Below are 19,972 nucleotides of genomic sequence, written 5' to 3' on the forward strand. Positions count from 1 at the left end.
CTTCCACAAAATAGACAAAAAAAGAAAGTGGGATCACTTTCCCACTTTCTTTTCTTTATTCATTGTTGATTCTGCAAATCAAGCATCAACTGACTAAACTAAGTCAGGATTATTGAAGTAAAAATCTTCAATTCGCTTAAATGCTCCTGGTTCCACGCGTTCGAGTGCTGTGCCGATTTCATCCAAAGCTTCTTGATATTGATTTTCTTTATTGAATAAATAAAGACTCTTATCAATCGCTTCTTTGATTTCTGCATGAGTATGACGGTAACGATTTGCATATTGCAACATTTGTTCAGTCAATGCAGCAGCATCTACTAAGTCATGGGTTTTCTTATCTAGTAATTCCAAATCTTCTTCACAAAGATCAACTAAACGATTGACTTCTTCCATGTTGATTCTGATTTTATTCAACACAACACTTAATTCTTCAATTCGGTCAGTTGCTACATAGAAAAACTCTAGATAATCTTTTGGTAAGCCTGGCAAACGTTGTTTTTCAACGAAACGTTTCAAACTACGCAATTTAAATTCAAAGACATCAATTTTTTCTTGCGCAATCTTTTCACCTTTTCGTAATTCATGTAATGAGTCATCGATTTCAATTTGTTGACTTTCGATATCTTCCAATACTTTGAAAACATTCTTATAAAAAGTCCGTACTTCAGAATATGGAATCTCATGGTTCTCAATTTGTGGTGTCATCTGCGCATTTTGACGCTCGATTTCTTCCACTTCAGATTGGAAACCACGTACTCGACCAATTTCGTTATGATTTAGTGCATAGCTTTGAGAAGTATGATCCAATTCAATCAATAATTGACGATTGTTTTTTGTCGCATGTGTGATATATTCATCAATTGTTGCTTGGTTTTTCATCACATATGCTTTTGCTTCCATTTCTCTTTCTAATACATCATATAACGAATCGATCAAATCAGCTGTTTCACGATTTTCGATTTCAACCGTTTCAACCTCTGTTTTTTCGAGATTCGCAAGTGAACTTTCAATTCGTTTGTTCACACGCGCAATATCGTTCGCAAAATCTTCTTCTGGGAAAACATACTCTTCCTTCAAAAGCTTTGTATAAGTGTCGTTGATCTCTTCGATTTGTTCTGGGAAAGTTGTGTTCAAGTCTTCGAATAAAGGTGGCACTTTTTTCATCCAAGCTTCAACTTCATACGTTCGCTTCTCAGCGTTATCCAAAACTTCACGGGCTTCGACAGGATCACCAGATGTATTTAACGTTACAAATTTAGTGAATTCATCTTCAATTGTCTTAATTTGTTTACGCAACTCAGCGATTGCCGGGCCGTACTCGGTTTCGTCCTCATTGACTTTTTTCTTCAATTCTTCATAGACATCTAAAGCTTGTTGTACAGCTAGAGAGTTCCGTTCTTCCGTTTCACGTAATTCTTTTAGACCATCACGGATTTCAGTAACTTCTTTTTCCATTTTATCCATAGTAGTTTCAGCAACTAGGACAGCTTTCTTGCCTTTTAAAAATCGGAAACTTTCATTGAGGTTCTCAACTTCAAAAATTTGGCTTTCTAACTCAGCAAATGAAGAGGTAGATATGTCGTTCCATTTTTGACTCCATTCACGAAAAGTATTTTGGCTTTGCCCAACCAGATGCATCTTCTTTACATCATCAACTTCTTCTATCACAGGCAAGTCGAATAATTCTTCCTTGCGTTTTTCCAAAGCATTCAACCGGTCTTGATTTTTTTTCTTTAGCAAATAACCAACCAGAAAAACGACGATGGCTACAATAATAATTGCAGTGACGATTCCGATGATAACATTACTTCCCATTTAAGGTTCCTCCGTTTTCAATGTGCATCTCTTTACGCACGAAATAACATTCTTTCACGCATAAAAACCAATAGTAATTTTTCGTGTAAAAAGACATCTATCTTAGATTATAGCACACTCTTTTCGAGCATTCACTAACTTAGAAAAAAATCTTTCATTTTTGTCTAAGGAAAACATAACACAATTTTGGTTATTTAATTTCCGTTCTGAATTGAATTTAATCAGAAACAAGTTCCTTTTTCTCGATGTTTTTTTGTTGTGCTTGCGCAATTTGCTTTGTGATTTCTTGTTTGATTCGCGGCTCAGGCGCAAAATCTTTCGCCCAATTTTCAGGTTTCAGTACTTTATTGGTCACTGGATGGTAATGCGGTTTGTGGTCTGGAAAAAGTTTCCCCATATTTGCTTGATGCACGATATCGAAGATGTTCGTTGGATCAACACCCAAAAGTGAAAATGACCCGTAAGTAAAGTACAAGATATCTGTTAGTGCGTCGACCTGTTCAATTAGTGGTTGCTGACCCCAGTGTTCTTTTTTCAACATTTTTTGTTCTGCTTGGTCGATCGCTTCATGGAGCTTTTGGACAGCCTGATGGAGCTGTTCCTTTTGCCCGTTGGATGTTGCAGCAATCAGTTCAACTAATTCTTCTGCTTTGAATCCTGCACGATAAATCGCTTCTTGTTCTGAAAATGGTGTAGGTTGCTTTGGTTTTCTTGGATCAAATATTGCATGAAATTCTTCGACTTGTTCAAAAGGCGTTTTTTTTGACATATTGGTTCTCTCCTTACACGAATCATAAACTGGTTATTTTGACGTTTCGATTCCAAAGTATTGAAGTGCTGTGAAGATGCCATCTTGATCGTTTGTTTGCGTGACATAATCTGCGACTGCTTTTACACTTGGTTGCCCATTTCCCATTGCGACACCAATACCAACACCTTTTAACATCTCCACATCGTTAAAATGATCACCAAAAGCCATGATTTCTGACATTTCGATGCCTTTTGCTTTGGCAAATGCTCGAATACCTAACAATTTGGAACCGCCCTTAGGAATCATATCAACTGTGTAAGTATTGGAACGTTGAAACGTACACTCTGGGAAAACTTTACTTAATTTTTGTTGTTCCGACTCTGCACTCAATAAAATACATTGATAAACTGGTTCCTTCAGAATTGGCAAAGCCTCGTAACGTTCTTTTTGCCGATGAGGGCTAAAAAGTTGTAATAATTTTTTTAATAAACGGACTGGAAATTTTTTTGGTAATAAAGCAACTAACCGTTTGATATTCATTGATTGAGCAAGAAGCATCGTTGATGATCCTTCTAATCGACTTCTTCCTCCAAATAAAATTTGTCGATGGTTTTCATCTGAAAAAGTAACGATTTTTTGCAAAACAGCTGGCGTAAACGGTTGACTGACAATCGTTTCTCTTGCTGTAAAAACGAGTTGTCCATTGTAGACCACATACATATCAAGGTCCAATCCATCCAACATTTCTTCTAATCGTACTGGGCTTCGTCCCGTAGCTACTCCACATAAAATTCCTTGCTTTTGAGCCTCTTGGATTGCCTTTTTTGTTGACGCAAGCACTTTTGAATGACTATTGACAAGTGTCCCATCGATATCAAAAAAGATTGCTTTAATCATTTGTCTTAGACTCCTTCTTAGAATAAGTCAATCTGGGTTGGGTTTAGACCCTCTGGTTCAAGTCCCAAAATATGTTGTAACATCAACGCATTTTCAGCCGCATCTCCGCCAGAATTATTATTGAAAATAATCCCAATTTCCTGCGTCTCATCCTTTAAACTAATGATTTCTTGCGCTAATTCTTCTAGCTCTTTATCAGAATAACGATAAAGTGTTCTCTTTTTTCGCCAATCTGCGTCGTTTGCTTGCCACCCTTGCACATTCCGACCGTGAAAACGAAACAAAGTAAATGTCTCGTTCGTGACAAACAAATCTCTAGGAACCGTTGCATTCAATAGTTGTGGTTCATCAATGATTGCTAATGAAAATTGTGCACGTCGCATAAATTCATGGGTTCGTTCTAAATAGTTTTCGCTATACCAAGAATAGTCACGCAATTCGATTGCGACAGGCAAATCTTTGAACCAAGCATGCAGCTTACGTAAATACGCCACACTTTCTTTTGAACATTTAAATGAAGCAGGAAATTGGATCAAAAAGCAAAATAATTTACCAGCATCAACCATCGGCTTCATTACATCTAAAAATTTATCAATCATTTCTTCTTCAGACTGATAATAATCTTGCCAGTTTCCTTGACCACTAATGCCTTGATAAGCTTTTACAACAAAACGAAAAGAATCAGGCACTTCTTGAATCCATTTTTCAACAGATGTTTTTCTTGGAATTCCATAATAAGCAGTGTCTAATTCAACAAGAGGTAAGAAAGCTGCATACTCAAACAAGGTATTATTTTTTTTACCAGTTAATTTGTCATGTTCTTTAAACGAGGTCAGACCTATACGGATCATCTACTTCCCTCCTAATTTGTTTTAACAAAAAAGTTTTCTAAAAATGAAAAACTCAACTGCATTTTCCTGCTAAAATAGCAGAAAATAAGTTGAGTTATCTAACACTACCGTAAGCACAGTCTTTTATTTGTCTTTTTATCAACAGAATCAACCAAATCTCACTTGTTTTCATAGATAGCAAAACTCTTTTATATAGTATACAATAAGCTTGAAACTCTATGCAAAATTATTGGTAAGGAAGTCGTCGAATGAAAAAAATTCTTGTACTACACACTGGCGGAACAATCGCCATGAAAGAAAATGTTTTAACCGGTGGCGTCAGTCCCGATGTTGCCAATCCATTAATGGATGCGGAAATCGAAATCCCTGAAAATGTGGAGTTATTAGTTGAAGATATCTTTAATCTTCCCTCTCCACACATCATGCCAAATCATATGCTGATGTTGAAAAATCGGATTCAAGAAGCAATCAAAACTGGAGTAACAGGTGTTGTCATCACTCATGGAACAGATACATTAGAAGAAACAGCTTTCTTTTTAGATACAACGATTGGTGAACAACTTCCAATTGTCTTAACAGGTGCGATGCGCTCTAGTAATGAACTTGGTAGTGACGGCTTATATAATTTTGAAAGTGCGATACGAGTGGCTAGTTGTGCTGAAGCAAAAGATAAAGGCGTCCTGATTGTGATGAATGATGAGATTCATTCCGCACGCTACGTCACTAAAACACATACCACGAACGTAGCCACTTTTCGAACACCAACCTTAGGCCCAATTGGTTTAGTTACTAAGAATCGAATTCTTTTTATGCAAGAACTCTTACCTACTCATCACTTAGATATTGACTCAGTTGATGGTGTGATCCCTATTGTAAAGGCCTATGCAGGAATGCATGGAGAATTGATTGAAGCATTGGCTCACACCAAAGTCGATGGCTTGGTCATTGAAGCTCTTGGTGCAGGAAATCTTCCACCACAAACACTTGCTGCATTAAAAAAGCTACTTATTCAAAAAATTCCAGTAGTTCTTGTTTCAAGATGTTTTAATGGAATTGCTGAACCAGTCTATGATTACTCTGGTGGTGGCAAGGAACTGGAAGAGATGGGCGTGATTTTCTGTGATAGCATCAATAGTCAAAAAGCACGATTAAAATTATTAATTGCACTTAACTATGGTCTTTCCGGAAAAGAACTAGTTACATTTATTCATAATTAAAGAAATCAAACTAAAAAGAGGTTGGGAAGTACAAAACATACAGATACCCCAGCCTCTTTTTCATTATTTATTTTCCCATATGATATTCGCTTCGCAGTAAATTTGATCCTGCATTCGAATCTCATGTCTCGTTTTAACCCCATTTTCCACAGAAACTTGTTCAAAATGACTTTCGATTTCGTGACCATACTCAACCTCTTTATCAAAACGAACCACAACACTTTTTGGTACATGTGTTGTTAAGAAATCACGTCCCAAAACATCAATCATCCAGTTAAAATACATTGCATTATTCACATGCTGATTGCTATCAATGTCATAAAATCGAACGCGATAAGGCAACATGAAACCTGCCTCAATTTTTTCGATTTTAGGTTGTCTTTTGATTTTTTTGATTTTTTCACTTTCAAAAGGTGCGATGATTTCTTCATTAACACTACTCATCTTTCGGTTCACAAAGTCCATCAAAACAAACACAGAATCAATCTTTACTAATTCATTTCCTGCCTCATCATGGATCCAGAAATTTCGATAACAAAAATATTTATTATACTCCATTGCTTGAGTTGTCACATTGACAATTTCACCTACTCGTGGAAGTCGTGTAATTTCCATCGAATAATTAGTGATTACCCATGTCAACCCAAATTTTTTGATAAAGTCACTACTTCTCCCCAATGAATCACTTTGATCCTCTGATGTTTTGATAACGATCCCTAGCATAGCAGGAAAAGTCATCGTTTGATTAATATCACATTCGTAATATGCTACTTCATGTTTTCTGGAATATTTCTTTGCCAAAAAATTATCCTCCTCTTACTTCCAAACTAATAATTGATCAACTTGCGCGCCATAACTTTCGCCAAACATATTCAAGTGAGCAAGTAAATAATATAACTGATAGACGGGTAAACGTTTCTTCCAGCCTTTATCCAGGGGATTTAGTTCTTGATAGCCTGCTAAAAATTCAGGGCGGAGCCCTCCAAATAACTGACTCATTGCTATATCCTGCTCGCGATTACCATATGAAACAGCTGGGTCAATCAACACCGGATGTCCTTGTTGGTCAAAGAAAACATTACCACTCCATAGGTCGCCATGCAAGAGGCTTGGGATAATCTTTTGCTCCCCAACATCACGTAAAAAAGATTCTTTGAATCGGAAAAATTTTTCTTGTCGCCAGTGATTCCAATGATTATTCGTTTCTGCAATCGTGAGTTGTTTTTCTAGGCGATTCTTAAAGAAAAAAGTCCACCAATTTTCTTCAAAAGTATTCGTTTGTTCCAAAATACCTAAATAATTATCTTCATAAAAACCAAATTGTGGTGCCGTTGCTTGATGAATTGTTGCCAAGGCACGTCCTAAATCTGCCTGATTCCCACTTCCAGGCTCGATCCATTCCATTAGTAAGTAAGCTCCATCGAATGTTTCCCCTAATAAATAAGTTTCAGGAACTCGGACATAAGGTGCCAATTCTTTCAGTCCATTCACTTCTACTTCAAAAAAACGACGTTTGACTTTTGGATGAATCTTCAGAAAATAAGTTCTCGTTTGTTCTTCAATTCGATATGCCTGATTGACATCACCACCAGCAATTGGTACAACTTTCCCAGTCAAATTTAATTCTTTTAGCACGGATTGAATTTCCATCTTATTTTCCCCCTAAATAACTCAGCCCTTTCACTTCCCAGTTGCCAACAGCACTCGTTTAATCTTTCTGTTATTAAAAATTATAGCATAGCTGATTAAAAAAACGTTGTTCATCGATTGAAAAGCAAATCAAAACAACCCCGTTCAGAGCAAATCAAATAAATGATTTATCTAAACGGGATTATTTGAGTCCTTGATAACTGAGTATTCAGGTTGTATATTTATTGGATTAAGCTAAAGCGCCCATTGGATCCCAAGGTGCTAAAACAATTGGTTCTGCATTGAATGCTTCAAGTTGTTCTTTCGTTAATAAATCTTTTCGAACAACGATTTGATAAGTATACTCATCCATCCATTCATCACTCATTACAAAGAAACCTTTTGTTCCAACTTTTTCTCCCCAACTATTCTCAACTTTCCATTTAGTTGATTTGTCGTCTACTAGATCAACGCCAGTTAAGACCATTGCATGGGTCATCAAACTCTCACCAAAATCTAAACGTTCTGCTTTAGTCATTGTAAAATCAACATCGAATAAATCATTCATATCATACGCATCTAACGCCATGATCCCACTATCTCTAGTTGAAGATTGACCTACATCGCAGCCAAACCAAACAGATTCTCCTTGTTCTAATTGTGCAATCGCTAATTTTTTAAATGTCGGCATATCCACATTTAGATATTTAACTTCTTTTCCACCAACGACATTACCTAACATTTCAACTGTATATGAACGATCAAAAGGCTTGTCTTCAGTTGGTGCATTAATGATACTGACATAGTCATCCAAATTCACGCCCACATATTTATCATAAAAAGTTTTCGGTGTTAGGTTTTGGTCGATATGGTAATTTTTTTCTTCATCACGGTATTCAAAATCAAAAGATTCTGGTGGTGTACCTAATGAAATCGCCAAAAATTGATAGACTTCTTTAAGCATTGCTTCTTTCTTAGCTTGTATTTCTGCTTCAGGTGATCCTTTAGCAACTAATTCACGCAAAGTAACTGCATCTTTACGCAGCATTTTATTCAAATAATTATTTAAGTCGCGAGAATTAGAACTATTTGCGCTTTCTGGCATAACAGACTTAGGTACTACTCCATATTTTTGGAATAAAGAAACAATCATATCCCATTGCCCGCCATCTTGTTGTGGTGTTGCTAACAAGAAAGCCACTTTACGACTTGTTAAGTCTTCTTTACCAGTTGCAATAACATTTTCATAGAAATAATTTGCTTTTTCATATTTATCCCAGAAAAAAGTATAATTCTGTGATAATTCAAAATCCTTTAGTTGAAATTGTGTAAGCATTTTATGACGGAACGTATTCAATGCTGCAAACATCCAGCAGCGTCCAGATTGCTTTTGATTCGCAACATTCCCTGTTGCTAGATCAATTGAAAATACGGGTGTATTCGCAACGTGAGCAGAAATATTCTCTGCAGATGCAGAAATTCCATTTTTCACAACCGTACGTTGTAACGCCTGTTGTTTATTATTTTCTAGAAACTGTTCCTCAAACTTTTTTGTCATCTCAGGTGTAATAGCTGACATCCAATCATCCTTTCCAAATCCATGATATAATCACCATTCTACTCTTCTGCTCTAATAATTACAATCTGCCAAACAGACTTTCCTAGCAATCCTCTATTCAAAGGAAAATAAAAAAACACAACTCCAAAAAGTTGTGTTTTTTTATTCTTACTCCGGCAGTAGGACTCGAACCTACGACATCATGATTAACAGTCATGCGCTACTACCAACTGAGCTATGCCGGAATTAAGTACAAGAATATAATAGCAATTTATTCTACCACGTGCAATACTTTTTTTGTTTTTTTTTTATTTTTAGCTAAAAAAATTATCGCTCTTTCCATTATTTTTAAATAAACCAATCTCTTTTATTCTTCATAAAGCACTACTGAAAATACAACTCTCACTGACGTATTTTAATTTATTACGTCCACTTTTCACCATAAATAGGATTGACAAATTTCATTATTTTCGCTATTCTATTAGTTGTGAAAATATTCATGCCGCTTTAGCTCAGCTGGTAGAGCACCACCATGGTAAGGTGGGGGTCGACGGTTCAAGCCCGTCAAGTGGCTTCCTTAAATAGCACAATACGTTGTTAAAACAGCGTATCTGTGCTGTTTTTTTATTAAGAAAGAAAGAAACTTCAGTTGTCAATACAGATTTCAAAGATGAAAAACTATTAACAGGTAGCTTATGACCACATTTTTTAACTGTTATTCTTTTGGCTAATGACAATCCATTAATATCGGAATTTATATTCCATTATCTAGTTGATATTCTTTCATTGATTTAATAAGAACTATTCTTATATTTATGATTGCTACTTGGTGTTATCTAATTTTAAATTAGCCAATCTTTCTTTTATAAAAGAGGAACTCCAGTGACATCAAGTATTTCTCATGCCAGTCCTCCTTTTTGGACTAGGAACCTACATTCTTATCAGTAGTGGCGCTGAACTAAAAAACTCTCTTGTGTATACAATTTTTATACACAAGAGAGTTTTTCTTATTTAATTAACGAGTTACACAATTTTATTAGGACGAAGATCTACTAATTGAACATGGCTATCTAGCATACCACTGGGCCCCGATAACTTGAATACACCTAGTCGTGTATCAAGCGACAACGTCATCGCCTCTTCCATATACATCTTGGAGTAGTCTTTCACATAAAGCTCGCCAACATCACTATCCAAAACTAATTGATAGTCTTCTTTTTTTTGTGCTTTATCTAAAACTAATAGACGAAAACTAGTGTCTAATGAACAAACACCCATTTTAGAATACGCACCTACACCATCATCGAGATCAAGAATCACGACTGCCTCTTCATCTAAATATTTTTGTAATCGTTCTTGTGCTTCAGTAGAAATTTTTAAATACATTATTTAAAACCTCCTTATTCTTCCAAAAAAATGCTAACACATATCAATAAATATAGCGAGTCACTTGCTTCATCAGCTAATACAACAAAAAAGAAGGAAGAAATCGTAATGATTTCTTCCTTCTTTTTAATACTCCGGCAGTAGGACTCGAACCTACGACATCATGATTAACAGTCATGCGCTACTACCAACTGAGCTATGCCGGAATAACACCAGCGTGGCGACGTCCTACTCTCACAAGGGGCAACCCCTCACTACAATCGGCGCTAAGAAGCTTAACTTCTGTGTTCGGCATGGTTACAGGTGTATCCTTCTCGCTATCGCCACCACACTGTGGTGTTATCTTATTGAGTTTGCTTTTGCTCACTCAAAACTGGATTTGAAGTAATCTCAAACTCTTCCGAGTTTTTTCTTTTACCATTCTTGGTTAAGTCCTCGATCGATTAGTATCAGTCCGCTCCATACATCACTGTACTTCCACTTCTGACCTATCTACCTGATCATCTCTCAGGGATCTTACTTTCTTAAAGAAATGGGAAATCTCATCTTGAGGTGGGCTTCACACTTAGATGCTTTCAGCGTTTATCCCTTCCCTACATAGCTACCCAGCAATGCCCTTGGCAGAACAACTGGTACACCAGCGGTAAGTCCATCCCGGTCCTCTCGTACTAAGGACAGCTCCTCTCAAATTTCCAACGCCCGCGACGGATAGGGACCGAACTGTCTCACGACGTTCTGAACCCAGCTCGCGTGCCGCTTTAATGGGCGAACAGCCCAACCCTTGGGACCGACTACAGCCCCAGGATGCGACGAGCCGACATCGAGGTGCCAAACCTCCCCGTCGATGTGGACTCTTGGGGGAGATAAGCCTGTTATCCCCAGGGTAGCTTTTATCCGTTGAGCGATGGCCCTTCCATGCGGAACCACCGGATCACTAAGCCCGACTTTCGTCCCTGCTCGACTTGTTGGTCTCGCAGTCAAGCTCCCTTCTGCCTTTACACTCTTCGAATGATTTCCAACCATTCTGAGGGAACCTTTGGGCGCCTCCGTTACCTTTTAGGAGGCGACCGCCCCAGTCAAACTGCCCATCTGACACTGTCTCCCACCACGATTAGTGGTGCGGGTTAGAGTGGCCATAACGCAGGGGTAGTATCCCACCAGCGCCTCCATCGAAACTAGCGTTCCGATTTCTACGGCTCCTACCTATCCTGTACATGCGGTACAGACACTCAATATCAAACTACAGTAAAGCTCCATGGGGTCTTTCCGTCCTGTCGCGGGTAACCTGCATCTTCACAGGTACTAAAATTTCACCGAGTCTCTCGTTGAGACAGTGCCCAAATCGTTACGCCTTTCGTGCGGGTCGGAACTTACCCGACAAGGAATTTCGCTACCTTAGGACCGTTATAGTTACGGCCGCCGTTTACTGGGGCTTCAATTCGTACCTTCGCTTACGCTAAGCACTCCTCTTAACCTTCCAGCACCGGGCAGGCGTCAGCCCCTATACTTCATCTTACGATTTTGCAGAGACCTGTGTTTTTGATAAACAGTCGCTTGGGCCTATTCACTGCGGCTGATCTGACGATCAGCACCCCTTCTCCCGAAGTTACGGGGTCATTTTGCCGAGTTCCTTAACGAGAGTTCTCTCGCTCACCTTAGGATTCTCTCCTCGACTACCTGTGTCGGTTTGCGGTACGGGCCATTGTTTTCTCACTAGAAGCTTTTCTTGGCAGTGTGACATCAGGAACTTCGGTACTATTATTTCCCTCCCCATCACAGCTTGTCCTTAAAAGATTAAGCATTTGACTCAACCTAAGACTTACTGCTTGGACAGACATTTCCAATCGTCTGCTTTCCTTAGCCTCCTGCGTCCCTCCATTGCTCAAACAAAAACAACGGGTACAGGAATATCAACCTGTTATCCATCGCCTACGCCTTTCGGCCTCGGCTTAGGTCCCGACTAACCCTGGGCGGACGAGCCTTCCCCAGGAAACCTTAGTCATTCGGTGGACAGGATTCTCACCTGTCTTTCGCTACTCATACCGGCATTCTCACTTCTAAGCGCTCCAGTAGTCCTCACGATCTACCTTCAACGCCCTTAGAACGCTCTCCTACCATAACACCATAGGTGTTATCCACAGCTTCGGTAATATGTTTAGCCCCGGTACATTTTCGGCGCAGGGTCACTCGACTAGTGAGCTATTACGCACTCTTTAAATGGTGGCTGCTTCTGAGCCAACATCCTAGTTGTCTGTGCAACCCCACATCCTTTTCCACTTAACATATATTTTGGGACCTTAGCTGGTGGTCTGGGCTGTTTCCCTTTCGACTATGGATCTTATCACTCACAGTCTGACTCCCGGATATGAATGAATGGCATTCGGAGTTTATCTGAATTCGGTAACCCGAGATGGGCCCCTAGTCCAAACAGTGCTCTACCTCCATCATTCTCAATTCCGAGGCTAGCCCTAAAGCTATTTCGGAGAGAACCAGCTATCTCCAAGTTCGTTTGGAATTTCTCCGCTACCCACACCTCATCCCCGCACTTTTCAACGTACGTGGGTTCGGTCCTCCAGTGCGTTTTACCGCACCTTCAACCTGGACATGGGTAGATCACATGGTTTCGGGTCTACGACTACATACTCAAACGCCCTATTCAGACTCGCTTTCGCTACGGCTCCGTCTCTTCGACTTAACCTCGCATGCAATCGTAACTCGCCGGTTCATTCTACAAAAGGCACGCCATCACCCATTAACGGGCTTTGACTTGTTGTAGGCACACGGTTTCAGGTTCTATTTCACTCCCCTTCCGGGGTGCTTTTCACCTTTCCCTCACGGTACTGGTTCACTATCGGTCACTAGGGAGTATTTAGCCTTGGGAGATGGTCCTCCCGGATTCCGACGGAATTCCTCGTGTTCCGCCGTACTCAGGATCCTCCTAGGTGCTTTCCAAATTTCATCTACGGGGTTTTTACCCTCTTTGACTGACTTTTCCAAGTCATTCGATTATCTGAAAAAACTACCATATCGGAGTCCTACAACCCCAACAAGCAAGCTTGTTGGTTTGGGCTTTTCCCGTTTCGCTCGCCGCTACTCAGGGAATCGAATTTTCTTTCTCTTCCTGCAGGTACTTAGATGTTTCAGTTCTCTGCGTCTACCTCAAATATGCTATGTATTCACATATTTGTAACATCCTATAAAAGATGCTGGGTTCCCCCATTCGGAAATCTCTGGATCATAGCTTACGTACAGCTCCCCAAAGCATATCGGTGTTAGTCCCGTCCTTCATCGGCTCCTAGTGCCAAGGCATCCACCGTGCGCCCTTATTCACTTAACCTTATCAACCTTACGGTTGGGTTTTGACTTCATTTCTAGCGATAGAAACGTGTCAAGAAAAATAAGCAATTGAACTTATTAAAAAACTCATTCAACGCGGTGTTCTCGGTTTGTTTTGATCTTACTTCAAATATCCAGTTTTCAATGAACAAAATGTTTTGAGAGTAAACCTCTCAAAACTGAACAAAGTAATAATGACAAACCTGTGTAGTCTCCGTAATATTCCTTAGAAAGGAGGTGATCCAGCCGCACCTTCCGATACGGCTACCTTGTTACGACTTCACCCCAATCATCTATCCCACCTTAGGCGGCTGGCTCCAAAAGGTTACCTCACCGACTTCGGGTGTTACAAACTTTCGTGGTGTGACGGGCGGTGTGTACAAGGCCCGGGAACGTATTCACCGCGGCGTGCTGATCCGCGATTACTAGCGATTCCGGCTTCATGTAGGCGAGTTGCAGCCTACAATCCGAACTGAGAGAAGCTTTAAGAGATTAGCTTAGCCTCGCGACTTCGCGACTCGTTGTACTTCCCATTGTAGCACGTGTGTAGCCCAGGTCATAAGGGGCATGATGATTTGACGTCATCCCCACCTTCCTCCGGTTTGTCACCGGCAGTCTTGCTAGAGTGCCCAACTTAATGATGGCAACTAACAATAAGGGTTGCGCTCGTTGCGGGACTTAACCCAACATCTCACGACACGAGCTGACGACAACCATGCACCACCTGTCACTTTGCCCCCGAAGGGGAAGCTCTATCTCTAGAGTGGTCAAAGGATGTCAAGACCTGGTAAGGTTCTTCGCGTTGCTTCGAATTAAACCACATGCTCCACCGCTTGTGCGGGCCCCCGTCAATTCCTTTGAGTTTCAACCTTGCGGTCGTACTCCCCAGGCGGAGTGCTTAATGCGTTAGCTGCAGCACTGAAGGGCGGAAACCCTCCAACACTTAGCACTCATCGTTTACGGCGTGGACTACCAGGGTATCTAATCCTGTTTGCTCCCCACGCTTTCGAGCCTCAGCGTCAGTTACAGACCAGAGAGTCGCCTTCGCCACTGGTGTTCCTCCATATATCTACGCATTTCACCGCTACACATGGAATTCCACTCTCCTCTTCTGCACTCAAGTCTCCCAGTTTCCAATGACCCTCCCCGGTTGAGCCGGGGGCTTTCACATCAGACTTAAGAAACCGCCTGCGCTCGCTTTACGCCCAATAAATCCGGACAACGCTTGCCACCTACGTATTACCGCGGCTGCTGGCACGTAGTTAGCCGTGGCTTTCTGGTTAGATACCGTCAAGGGATGAACAGTTACTCTCATCCTTGTTCTTCTCTAACAACAGAGTTTTACGATCCGAAAACCTTCTTCACTCACGCGGCGTTGCTCGGTCAGACTTTCGTCCATTGCCGAAGATTCCCTACTGCTGCCTCCCGTAGGAGTTTGGGCCGTGTCTCAGTCCCAATGTGGCCGATCACCCTCTCAGGTCGGCTATGCATCGTGGCCTTGGTGAGCCGTTACCTCACCAACTAGCTAATGCACCGCGGGTCCATCCATCAGCGACACCCGAAAGCGCCTTTCAAATCAAAACCATGCGGTTTCGATTGTTATACGGTATTAGCACCTGTTTCCAAGTGTTATCCCCTTCTGATGGGCAGGTTACCCACGTGTTACTCACCCGTTCGCCACTCCTTTTCTTTCGGTGGAGCAAGCTCCGGTGAAAGAAAAAGCGTACGACTTGCATGTATTAGGCACGCCGCCAGCGTTCGTCCTGAGCCAGGATCAAACTCTCATAATAAAAGTTAGAACAATCTTTCGATTGTTAAGCTCAATTTGTTTGCTAGCATATTGCTTGCTGTTTAAAAATGTTTGTTGTCTTGAATTGAATCAAGACGCCCTACACATTTGGTTTGTCTTACTTTGTTCAGTTTTCAAAGGTCTACTTGAATTGCCGTAGCAACTTTTATATCATATCAGAGCGACGTTTGAATGTCAACTCTTTTTTGAAAAAGTTTTTTTCGATTTCGTTTAAGAAATCTTTCAGCAACTCGTTTATCATATCGCATCATTTGTTATTTGTCAAGAACTTTTTTGAAGTTTTTCTTGATGAAATCAAGCTTCATAAGAGGTTCTTTTTAAACGACTCAGTTATCTTATCATGTGATAACTCACAAGTCAACAACTATTTTTCATGTTATTTACGAAAGTTTCATGAATGTTACTTTCGCTTCAACGTTGTCTAATTTATCATTCTTTTTTTGATTGGTCAACTGCAATTTTGATCATTTTTAAACTATCTATTATTTGTTTTTCTCCTAATTTTCGTGTTTTTCTTATCAAGTATTGGATTAAACAGCAAAAAATGTGTATAAAACTCATAAAACGGAACATTTCACTTGTTTGTTGGGTCAAAACAGCAAAAAAAGAAGATTGAAAAAAATTCAATCTTCTTTTTATTTTGTAGTTTCTAATTAGAAAAGAGGGACACCCTCTACTTCGTAAGTCCCAAGAACAGCTCGCATCTGCCCTGATTCTTCCCAAAGATAGCCTTCTGCTAGTTCACCATCCTGATTCTTCTGCTCTGTTTCAAAAACAAACAAGGGAACATTTTCATGTCCAATATGAGTGTTAGTCAACTCCATCAAGTTTATTTGACTCACATCGATATGAACGATCTCCTTTAAAAAATTAAGCATATTGGCTAGACCAGTCTTCCCTTCAGAAAGATCTGCTAACGCAAATTCTAGCGTATCATCAATTGAATGAACCAGAAACCTCTTTGATCCATCCTCCAAATGCAACATAATTGTACCAGCGACTCTTTTGCTTGCCAAAATCTCCACCTCGATCAACTCGTTCTTGTTCTATGGCTTACAAAAAAATTTTAGCATATTTTCAGAAAAAATACACTTTTTATTTCTTGTTTTCTTTTTTCTCCAATTCAATCAATGCTTCTTTGATCCAAATGGGCAGTTGTTCTTCGATCGTTTTAAAACCAATTTTTCTATTTTTATTTGTAAAGTACCTTTTTCTGCGGTGTGCAACTACTGGACTTTTGTTCTCTAACGTCCTTAGAGATAAACTGATTTTTTGAGAGTACTCATCAATATCAATAATTTGTACTCTGATTGGTTGCCCAATTGTCAACAACGTATGAATATTTTTTGTATAACCTGATTGTACTTCTGAAACATGGATCAATCCTTGCGTTTCTTCGTCAAGAGAAACAAACGCACCATAGGGTTGTATCCCAGTTACTTTTCCTTCAATTATTTGTCCAATTTTATAAGTCATTTACTTCCCTCTCTTCGCATCTTTCATTATACTGTATATGATTTAAAAAAAGAAGTTTTGAAAATAAACAAGTTAAATCGGGGGCCTTGAAATGGTAGAATTTGATCAGCAAATAACGAGAAAAAATACGCATAGCGTAAAGTGGGATGGTATCACTGAAACATATCACGCATCTGATTTATTACCTCTTTGGGTAGCAGACATGGATTTTCTTTCTCCTAAAAGCGTTACTCAAGCTTTAAGTAGCTACGTACAAAAGGGTTTATTTGGTTATTCAACGATCCCTAATGAATTATACAACTCTATTATTCAATGGGAAAAAGAGCAACATCAAGTTGATTTAAAAAAGGAAGAGATTGTCTTCTCGAGCGGTGTTTTATCCAGTTTAGCGGTTGGTATTCAAACTTTTACCGAAATAGGTGATTCAATCATGATCCATGATCCTGTTTATCCACCCTTTTCTTCTATAGTAGAAAACAATCAGCGAAAGTTGATTCGAAGTCCTTTAATAGAAAAAAACAATCATTTCGAAATGGACTTTGCAGATATGGAGCAAAAGATACAACAACACAATGTCAAAGCGCTAATTTTATGTAATCCCCATAATCCAGGGGGGCGTGTGTGGTCAAAAGCTGAATTAACTCAGCTAGCAGAATTGTGTTTAAACTATCAAGTTTTTATATTCAGTGATGAAATCCACCATGACCTCATCTTATTTGGTAATCAGTTTACATCAATGTTGACAATCAATTCGAAGCTACGCAACCAAATGATTATTTTTACATCTGCTACAAAAACATTTAATTTAGCTGCAATCAAACATTCGATGGTGTTTATCAAAGATCAAAAACTTAAAGCAGCTTTTGAGCAACGTCTCCTCACTAATCAGCAACAAGAAATTAATACGTTTGGCTTAATTGGGACTCAGGCGGCTTACGAAACTGGTGAAACTTGGCTTTCCGAGTTGCTTCCTTATTTAGAAGAAAATATTTCACTTGTTTGTTCCTTTTTCCAAGAAGAAATGCCGGCTGTGCGTGTCATGAAACCTGAAGGTACTTACTTAATGTGGTTAGACTTTTCCGCATACGAAACAAATGACCAAGAATTGCAAGATTGTTTGATTAAAAAAGGAAAAGTTGTCTTGAATCCAGGAATTTCTTTTGGTCCAGCAGGACACTGTCATATGCGTTTGAATATTGCTTGCCCAAAAACAACTTTATTAGAAGGATTACAACGAATCAAACAATCTTTTGAAAAGTAATCTTTCTATCAAAAAAACAAAAAGGGACTGAGACAACGTTTTTGTCTCAGTCCCTTTTATACGAATAAACGGTGTTATCAACGCAACTTCTTCGGTAATAAGCCGAAATTTCACAAAAGTTTGAGTAACCATTTTCGAGAATTTCTTCTTATTGCTTGAAGCCTTGGACCACAACCTCTTTTACATTACTAGCATATTGACTGATAGTTATTCTGAAATTTCAATTGTTTCGATTACTACATCATGAACTGGTCGATCTTGTGGTCCACGTTGTACATTTGCAATCTCATCGACAACATTCATCCCCTCAACAACATGGCCGAAGACTGTGTGACGGAAATCTAACCAAGGTGTTCCTCCGCCTTTATAAGCTTCGATAACTTCCGCAGGGAACCCAGCCCCTTCAAGTTGTCCGAGCATATTAGCAGGAACATTTTCATTGTTTACGATAAAAAATTGGCTACCATTGGTATTTGGACCAGCATTCGCCATTGATAAAGCACCACGCAAGTTAAATAATTCACGACTAAATTCATCTTCAAAACTTTCACCGTAGATACTTTCTCCTCCCATACCAGTTCCAGTTGGATCGCCACCTTGGATCATGAAATCAGGAATGACACGGTGGAAAATGACACCATCATAGTATCCTTTTTTAGCTAATTCAATAAAGTTTTGAACTGTCTTAGGTGCTAGTTCAGGAAACAATTGCACTGTGATGTCTCCGCGATTTGTTTTGATTGTTGCTTTTGGACCTTTTTCATTTGCTAAATCTAATTGTGGAAATGCCATGTTTGGTTCCTCCTAATGTTTTCTTACTATCAAATAATAACATAATACCGAATGTCTATTCAAAAAACTAGATTAGATTCCTAAAAAGAAAGGTTAAACTCCAAGTAAAATTTATTTATTTGAGAAGCATTCTCAGTTAAATTCTGCTATAGTGTGTCTGGAGGAGGAGTTTTTATGGACATTTATGATATTACCATTATCGGTGCTGGACCCGTTGGCATGTTTGCCGCATTTTACGCAGGACTGCGACAAGCAAAAACAAAGATTATTGACAGTTTGCCTCAACTTGGCGGCCAGTTAGCCACTTTGTATCCAGAAAAATATATTTATGATATCCCAGGTTATCCTGCAATTAAAGCAAACGAATTGGTCGGCAATCTTGAAAAACAATTGACGACTTTTAATCATACATTTCATTTAGAAGAAGAAGTTCTTTCCATTACACGCGAAGACGATGTGATCGAAATCATTACCAATAAGGGGATCCATTATTCAAAAGCAGTAATTTTAGCATTAGGAAATGGTTCGTTTCAACCAAGAAAATTAGCCATCGAAGGCGCCGATGAATTTGAGAACAACGGTTTAGATTATTATGTCAATGATTTAATGAAATATGCCGGAAAAAAAGTAGCAATTGCCGGTGGTGGAGATTCTGCTATTGATTGGGCATTGATGCTTGAACCAATTGCGAGCGAAGTCTATCTGATCCATCGTCGAAGCGAATTTCGTGGACATGAGCACAGCGTTGCCCAATTAAAAAATTCATCGGTTCATTTGTTAACACCTTATTTGATTGAAGACTTAGCCGGTGAAACAAATCAGTTAACCGATCTTCGTTTAAAAAAGGTAAAAAGTGATGAAACGATTGATTTAAGCATTGATTCTTTGATTGTCAATTATGGTTTCACTTCTAATTTAGGACAAATTGCCTCTTGGGGGCTGGAAAGTTCTCGTCAAGCAATCATGGTAAATTCCGATATGTCAACCTCGATTCCCGGAATTTATGCTGCGGGTGATATTTGTTCTTATGATGGCAAAGTAAAATTAATTGCTACAGGATTTGGTGAAGCTCCGACTGCTGTCAACAATGCTTTACATTACATCAATCCTAAAGAGCGAGCACAACCGGGACATAGTACCAGTTTATATGATAAACGTCTTCGTCCTGAAAGATAACCATCATTCACTTGCGA

Annotated in this window: 14 protein-coding genes, 3 tRNA genes and 3 rRNA genes; 4 read left to right on the forward strand and 16 right to left on the reverse strand. The window is 39.3% G+C overall.

Annotated elements, in window-relative coordinates:
- Positions 1 to 93: 93 nt before the first annotated feature.
- From AC4BD1_RS09210 to AC4BD1_RS09225, 4 genes are all read right to left on the reverse strand, one after another.
- Positions 94 to 1,815 carry a septation ring formation regulator EzrA gene (locus tag AC4BD1_RS09210; RefSeq protein ID WP_206907572.1) on the reverse strand — a complete coding sequence of 574 codons (1,722 nt, stop codon included), beginning with the start codon at positions 1,813 to 1,815 and terminating at the stop codon, positions 94 to 96.
- Positions 1,816 to 2,032: 217 nt separating this feature from the next.
- Entirely contained in the window at positions 2,033 to 2,584 is a 552-nt protein-coding gene (locus AC4BD1_RS09215) for a pyrophosphohydrolase domain-containing protein (RefSeq protein WP_206907574.1), read from the reverse strand.
- A gap of 33 nt (positions 2,585 to 2,617) precedes the next feature.
- Positions 2,618 to 3,463, reverse strand: a complete 846-nt coding sequence (locus AC4BD1_RS09220) for a Cof-type HAD-IIB family hydrolase (RefSeq protein WP_490485511.1) — start codon at positions 3,461 to 3,463, stop codon at positions 2,618 to 2,620.
- A 17-nt stretch (positions 3,464 to 3,480) separates the two neighbouring features.
- Positions 3,481 to 4,314, reverse strand: coding sequence for a DUF72 domain-containing protein (locus tag AC4BD1_RS09225; protein WP_206907577.1), 834 nt, complete (start codon positions 4,312 to 4,314; stop codon positions 3,481 to 3,483).
- A gap of 248 nt (positions 4,315 to 4,562) precedes the next feature.
- Between AC4BD1_RS09225 and AC4BD1_RS09230 the strand changes: the two genes are divergently transcribed.
- Positions 4,563 to 5,531, forward strand: a complete 969-nt coding sequence (locus AC4BD1_RS09230) for an asparaginase (protein ID WP_206907578.1) — start codon at positions 4,563 to 4,565, stop codon at positions 5,529 to 5,531.
- A gap of 63 nt (positions 5,532 to 5,594) precedes the next feature.
- On the opposite strand, the gene AC4BD1_RS09235 is transcribed toward AC4BD1_RS09230, so the two are convergent.
- The 4 genes from AC4BD1_RS09235 to AC4BD1_RS09250 form a co-directional block, all read right to left on the reverse strand.
- Positions 5,595 to 6,332, reverse strand: a complete 738-nt coding sequence (locus AC4BD1_RS09235; RefSeq protein WP_490466348.1) for an acyl-ACP thioesterase domain-containing protein — start codon at positions 6,330 to 6,332, stop codon at positions 5,595 to 5,597.
- Positions 6,333 to 6,347: 15 nt separating this feature from the next.
- Positions 6,348 to 7,181, reverse strand: a complete 834-nt coding sequence (locus tag AC4BD1_RS09240; RefSeq protein ID WP_490485512.1) for a fructosamine kinase family protein — start codon at positions 7,179 to 7,181, stop codon at positions 6,348 to 6,350.
- Positions 7,182 to 7,410: 229 nt separating this feature from the next.
- A complete protein-coding gene (locus AC4BD1_RS09245) occupies positions 7,411 to 8,739 on the reverse strand; it encodes a C1 family peptidase (protein ID WP_490466350.1) in 1,329 nt (442 codons plus the stop codon).
- Positions 8,740 to 8,889: 150 nt separating this feature from the next.
- Positions 8,890 to 8,963: transfer RNA gene (locus AC4BD1_RS09250), tRNA-Asn, on the reverse strand.
- A gap of 256 nt (positions 8,964 to 9,219) precedes the next feature.
- Between AC4BD1_RS09250 and AC4BD1_RS09255 the strand changes: the two genes are divergently transcribed.
- Positions 9,220 to 9,292: transfer RNA gene (locus tag AC4BD1_RS09255), tRNA-Thr, on the forward strand.
- 449 nt (positions 9,293 to 9,741) lie between these two features.
- Here the strand turns inward: AC4BD1_RS09255 and AC4BD1_RS09260 are convergent.
- The 7 genes from AC4BD1_RS09260 to AC4BD1_RS09290 all read right to left on the reverse strand — a co-directional run bounded on the left by AC4BD1_RS09260 (position 9,742) and on the right by AC4BD1_RS09290 (position 16,726).
- Positions 9,742 to 10,104, reverse strand: coding sequence for an iron-sulfur cluster biosynthesis family protein (locus tag AC4BD1_RS09260; RefSeq protein WP_490485513.1), 363 nt, complete (start codon positions 10,102 to 10,104; stop codon positions 9,742 to 9,744).
- A gap of 132 nt (positions 10,105 to 10,236) precedes the next feature.
- Positions 10,237 to 10,310, reverse strand: a tRNA-Asn gene (locus tag AC4BD1_RS09265).
- A gap of 9 nt (positions 10,311 to 10,319) precedes the next feature.
- Positions 10,320 to 10,435 (reverse strand): 5S ribosomal RNA (rrf, locus tag AC4BD1_RS09270).
- 92 nt (positions 10,436 to 10,527) lie between these two features.
- A 23S ribosomal RNA gene (locus AC4BD1_RS09275) occupies positions 10,528 to 13,441 on the reverse strand.
- A 229-nt stretch (positions 13,442 to 13,670) separates the two neighbouring features.
- A 16S ribosomal RNA gene (locus tag AC4BD1_RS09280) occupies positions 13,671 to 15,230 on the reverse strand.
- Together the 16S, 23S and 5S rRNA genes with 1 tRNA gene alongside form the textbook arrangement of a ribosomal RNA operon.
- A gap of 673 nt (positions 15,231 to 15,903) precedes the next feature.
- Positions 15,904 to 16,266 carry a hypothetical protein gene (locus AC4BD1_RS09285; RefSeq protein ID WP_206911051.1) on the reverse strand — a complete coding sequence of 121 codons (363 nt, stop codon included), beginning with the start codon at positions 16,264 to 16,266 and terminating at the stop codon, positions 15,904 to 15,906.
- 79 nt (positions 16,267 to 16,345) lie between these two features.
- Positions 16,346 to 16,726, reverse strand: a complete 381-nt coding sequence (locus tag AC4BD1_RS09290) for a CvfD/Ygs/GSP13 family RNA-binding post-transcriptional regulator (protein ID WP_206911049.1) — start codon at positions 16,724 to 16,726, stop codon at positions 16,346 to 16,348.
- A gap of 91 nt (positions 16,727 to 16,817) precedes the next feature.
- Here AC4BD1_RS09290 and AC4BD1_RS09295 point away from each other — a divergent pair, with 91 nt between their 5' ends.
- Entirely contained in the window at positions 16,818 to 17,987 is a 1,170-nt protein-coding gene (locus tag AC4BD1_RS09295) for a MalY/PatB family protein (protein WP_490485514.1), read from the forward strand.
- A gap of 207 nt (positions 17,988 to 18,194) precedes the next feature.
- Here AC4BD1_RS09295 and AC4BD1_RS09300 read toward each other — a convergent pair whose 3' ends face one another.
- Positions 18,195 to 18,779, reverse strand: a complete 585-nt coding sequence (locus AC4BD1_RS09300) for a peptidylprolyl isomerase (protein WP_206911045.1) — start codon at positions 18,777 to 18,779, stop codon at positions 18,195 to 18,197.
- A gap of 174 nt (positions 18,780 to 18,953) precedes the next feature.
- On the opposite strand from AC4BD1_RS09300, the gene AC4BD1_RS09305 reads away from it, so the two are divergent.
- Positions 18,954 to 19,955: an NAD(P)/FAD-dependent oxidoreductase gene (locus tag AC4BD1_RS09305; protein ID WP_490485515.1), complete on the forward strand. Its 1,002-nt coding sequence runs from the start codon at positions 18,954 to 18,956 to the stop codon at positions 19,953 to 19,955.
- The last annotated feature ends 17 nt before the right edge of the window (positions 19,956 to 19,972 follow it).

Source organism: Enterococcus sp. DJ147D b, assembly GCF_058216655.1.

Coding starts and splice junctions, on each gene's coding strand:
- AC4BD1_RS09225 (WP_206907577.1), bottom strand. CDS start 4,314: ATGATCCGTATAGGTCTGACCTCGTTTAAAGAACATGACAAATTAACT.
- AC4BD1_RS09210 (WP_206907572.1), bottom strand. CDS start 1,815: ATGGGAAGTAATGTTATCATCGGAATCGTCACTGCAATTATTATTGTA.
- AC4BD1_RS09245 (WP_490466350.1), bottom strand. CDS start 8,739: ATGTCAGCTATTACACCTGAGATGACAAAAAAGTTTGAGGAACAGTTT.
- AC4BD1_RS09290 (WP_206911049.1), bottom strand. CDS start 16,726: ATGACTTATAAAATTGGACAAATAATTGAAGGAAAAGTAACTGGGATA.
- AC4BD1_RS09295 (WP_490485514.1), top strand. CDS start 16,818: ATGGTAGAATTTGATCAGCAAATAACGAGAAAAAATACGCATAGCGTA.
- AC4BD1_RS09220 (WP_490485511.1), bottom strand. CDS start 3,463: ATGATTAAAGCAATCTTTTTTGATATCGATGGGACACTTGTCAATAGT.
- AC4BD1_RS09240 (WP_490485512.1), bottom strand. CDS start 7,181: ATGGAAATTCAATCCGTGCTAAAAGAATTAAATTTGACTGGGAAAGTT.
- AC4BD1_RS09305 (WP_490485515.1), top strand. CDS start 18,954: ATGGACATTTATGATATTACCATTATCGGTGCTGGACCCGTTGGCATG.
- AC4BD1_RS09260 (WP_490485513.1), bottom strand. CDS start 10,104: ATGTATTTAAAAATTTCTACTGAAGCACAAGAACGATTACAAAAATAT.
- AC4BD1_RS09215 (WP_206907574.1), bottom strand. CDS start 2,584: ATGTCAAAAAAAACGCCTTTTGAACAAGTCGAAGAATTTCATGCAATA.
- AC4BD1_RS09230 (WP_206907578.1), top strand. CDS start 4,563: ATGAAAAAAATTCTTGTACTACACACTGGCGGAACAATCGCCATGAAA.
- AC4BD1_RS09300 (WP_206911045.1), bottom strand. CDS start 18,779: ATGGCATTTCCACAATTAGATTTAGCAAATGAAAAAGGTCCAAAAGCA.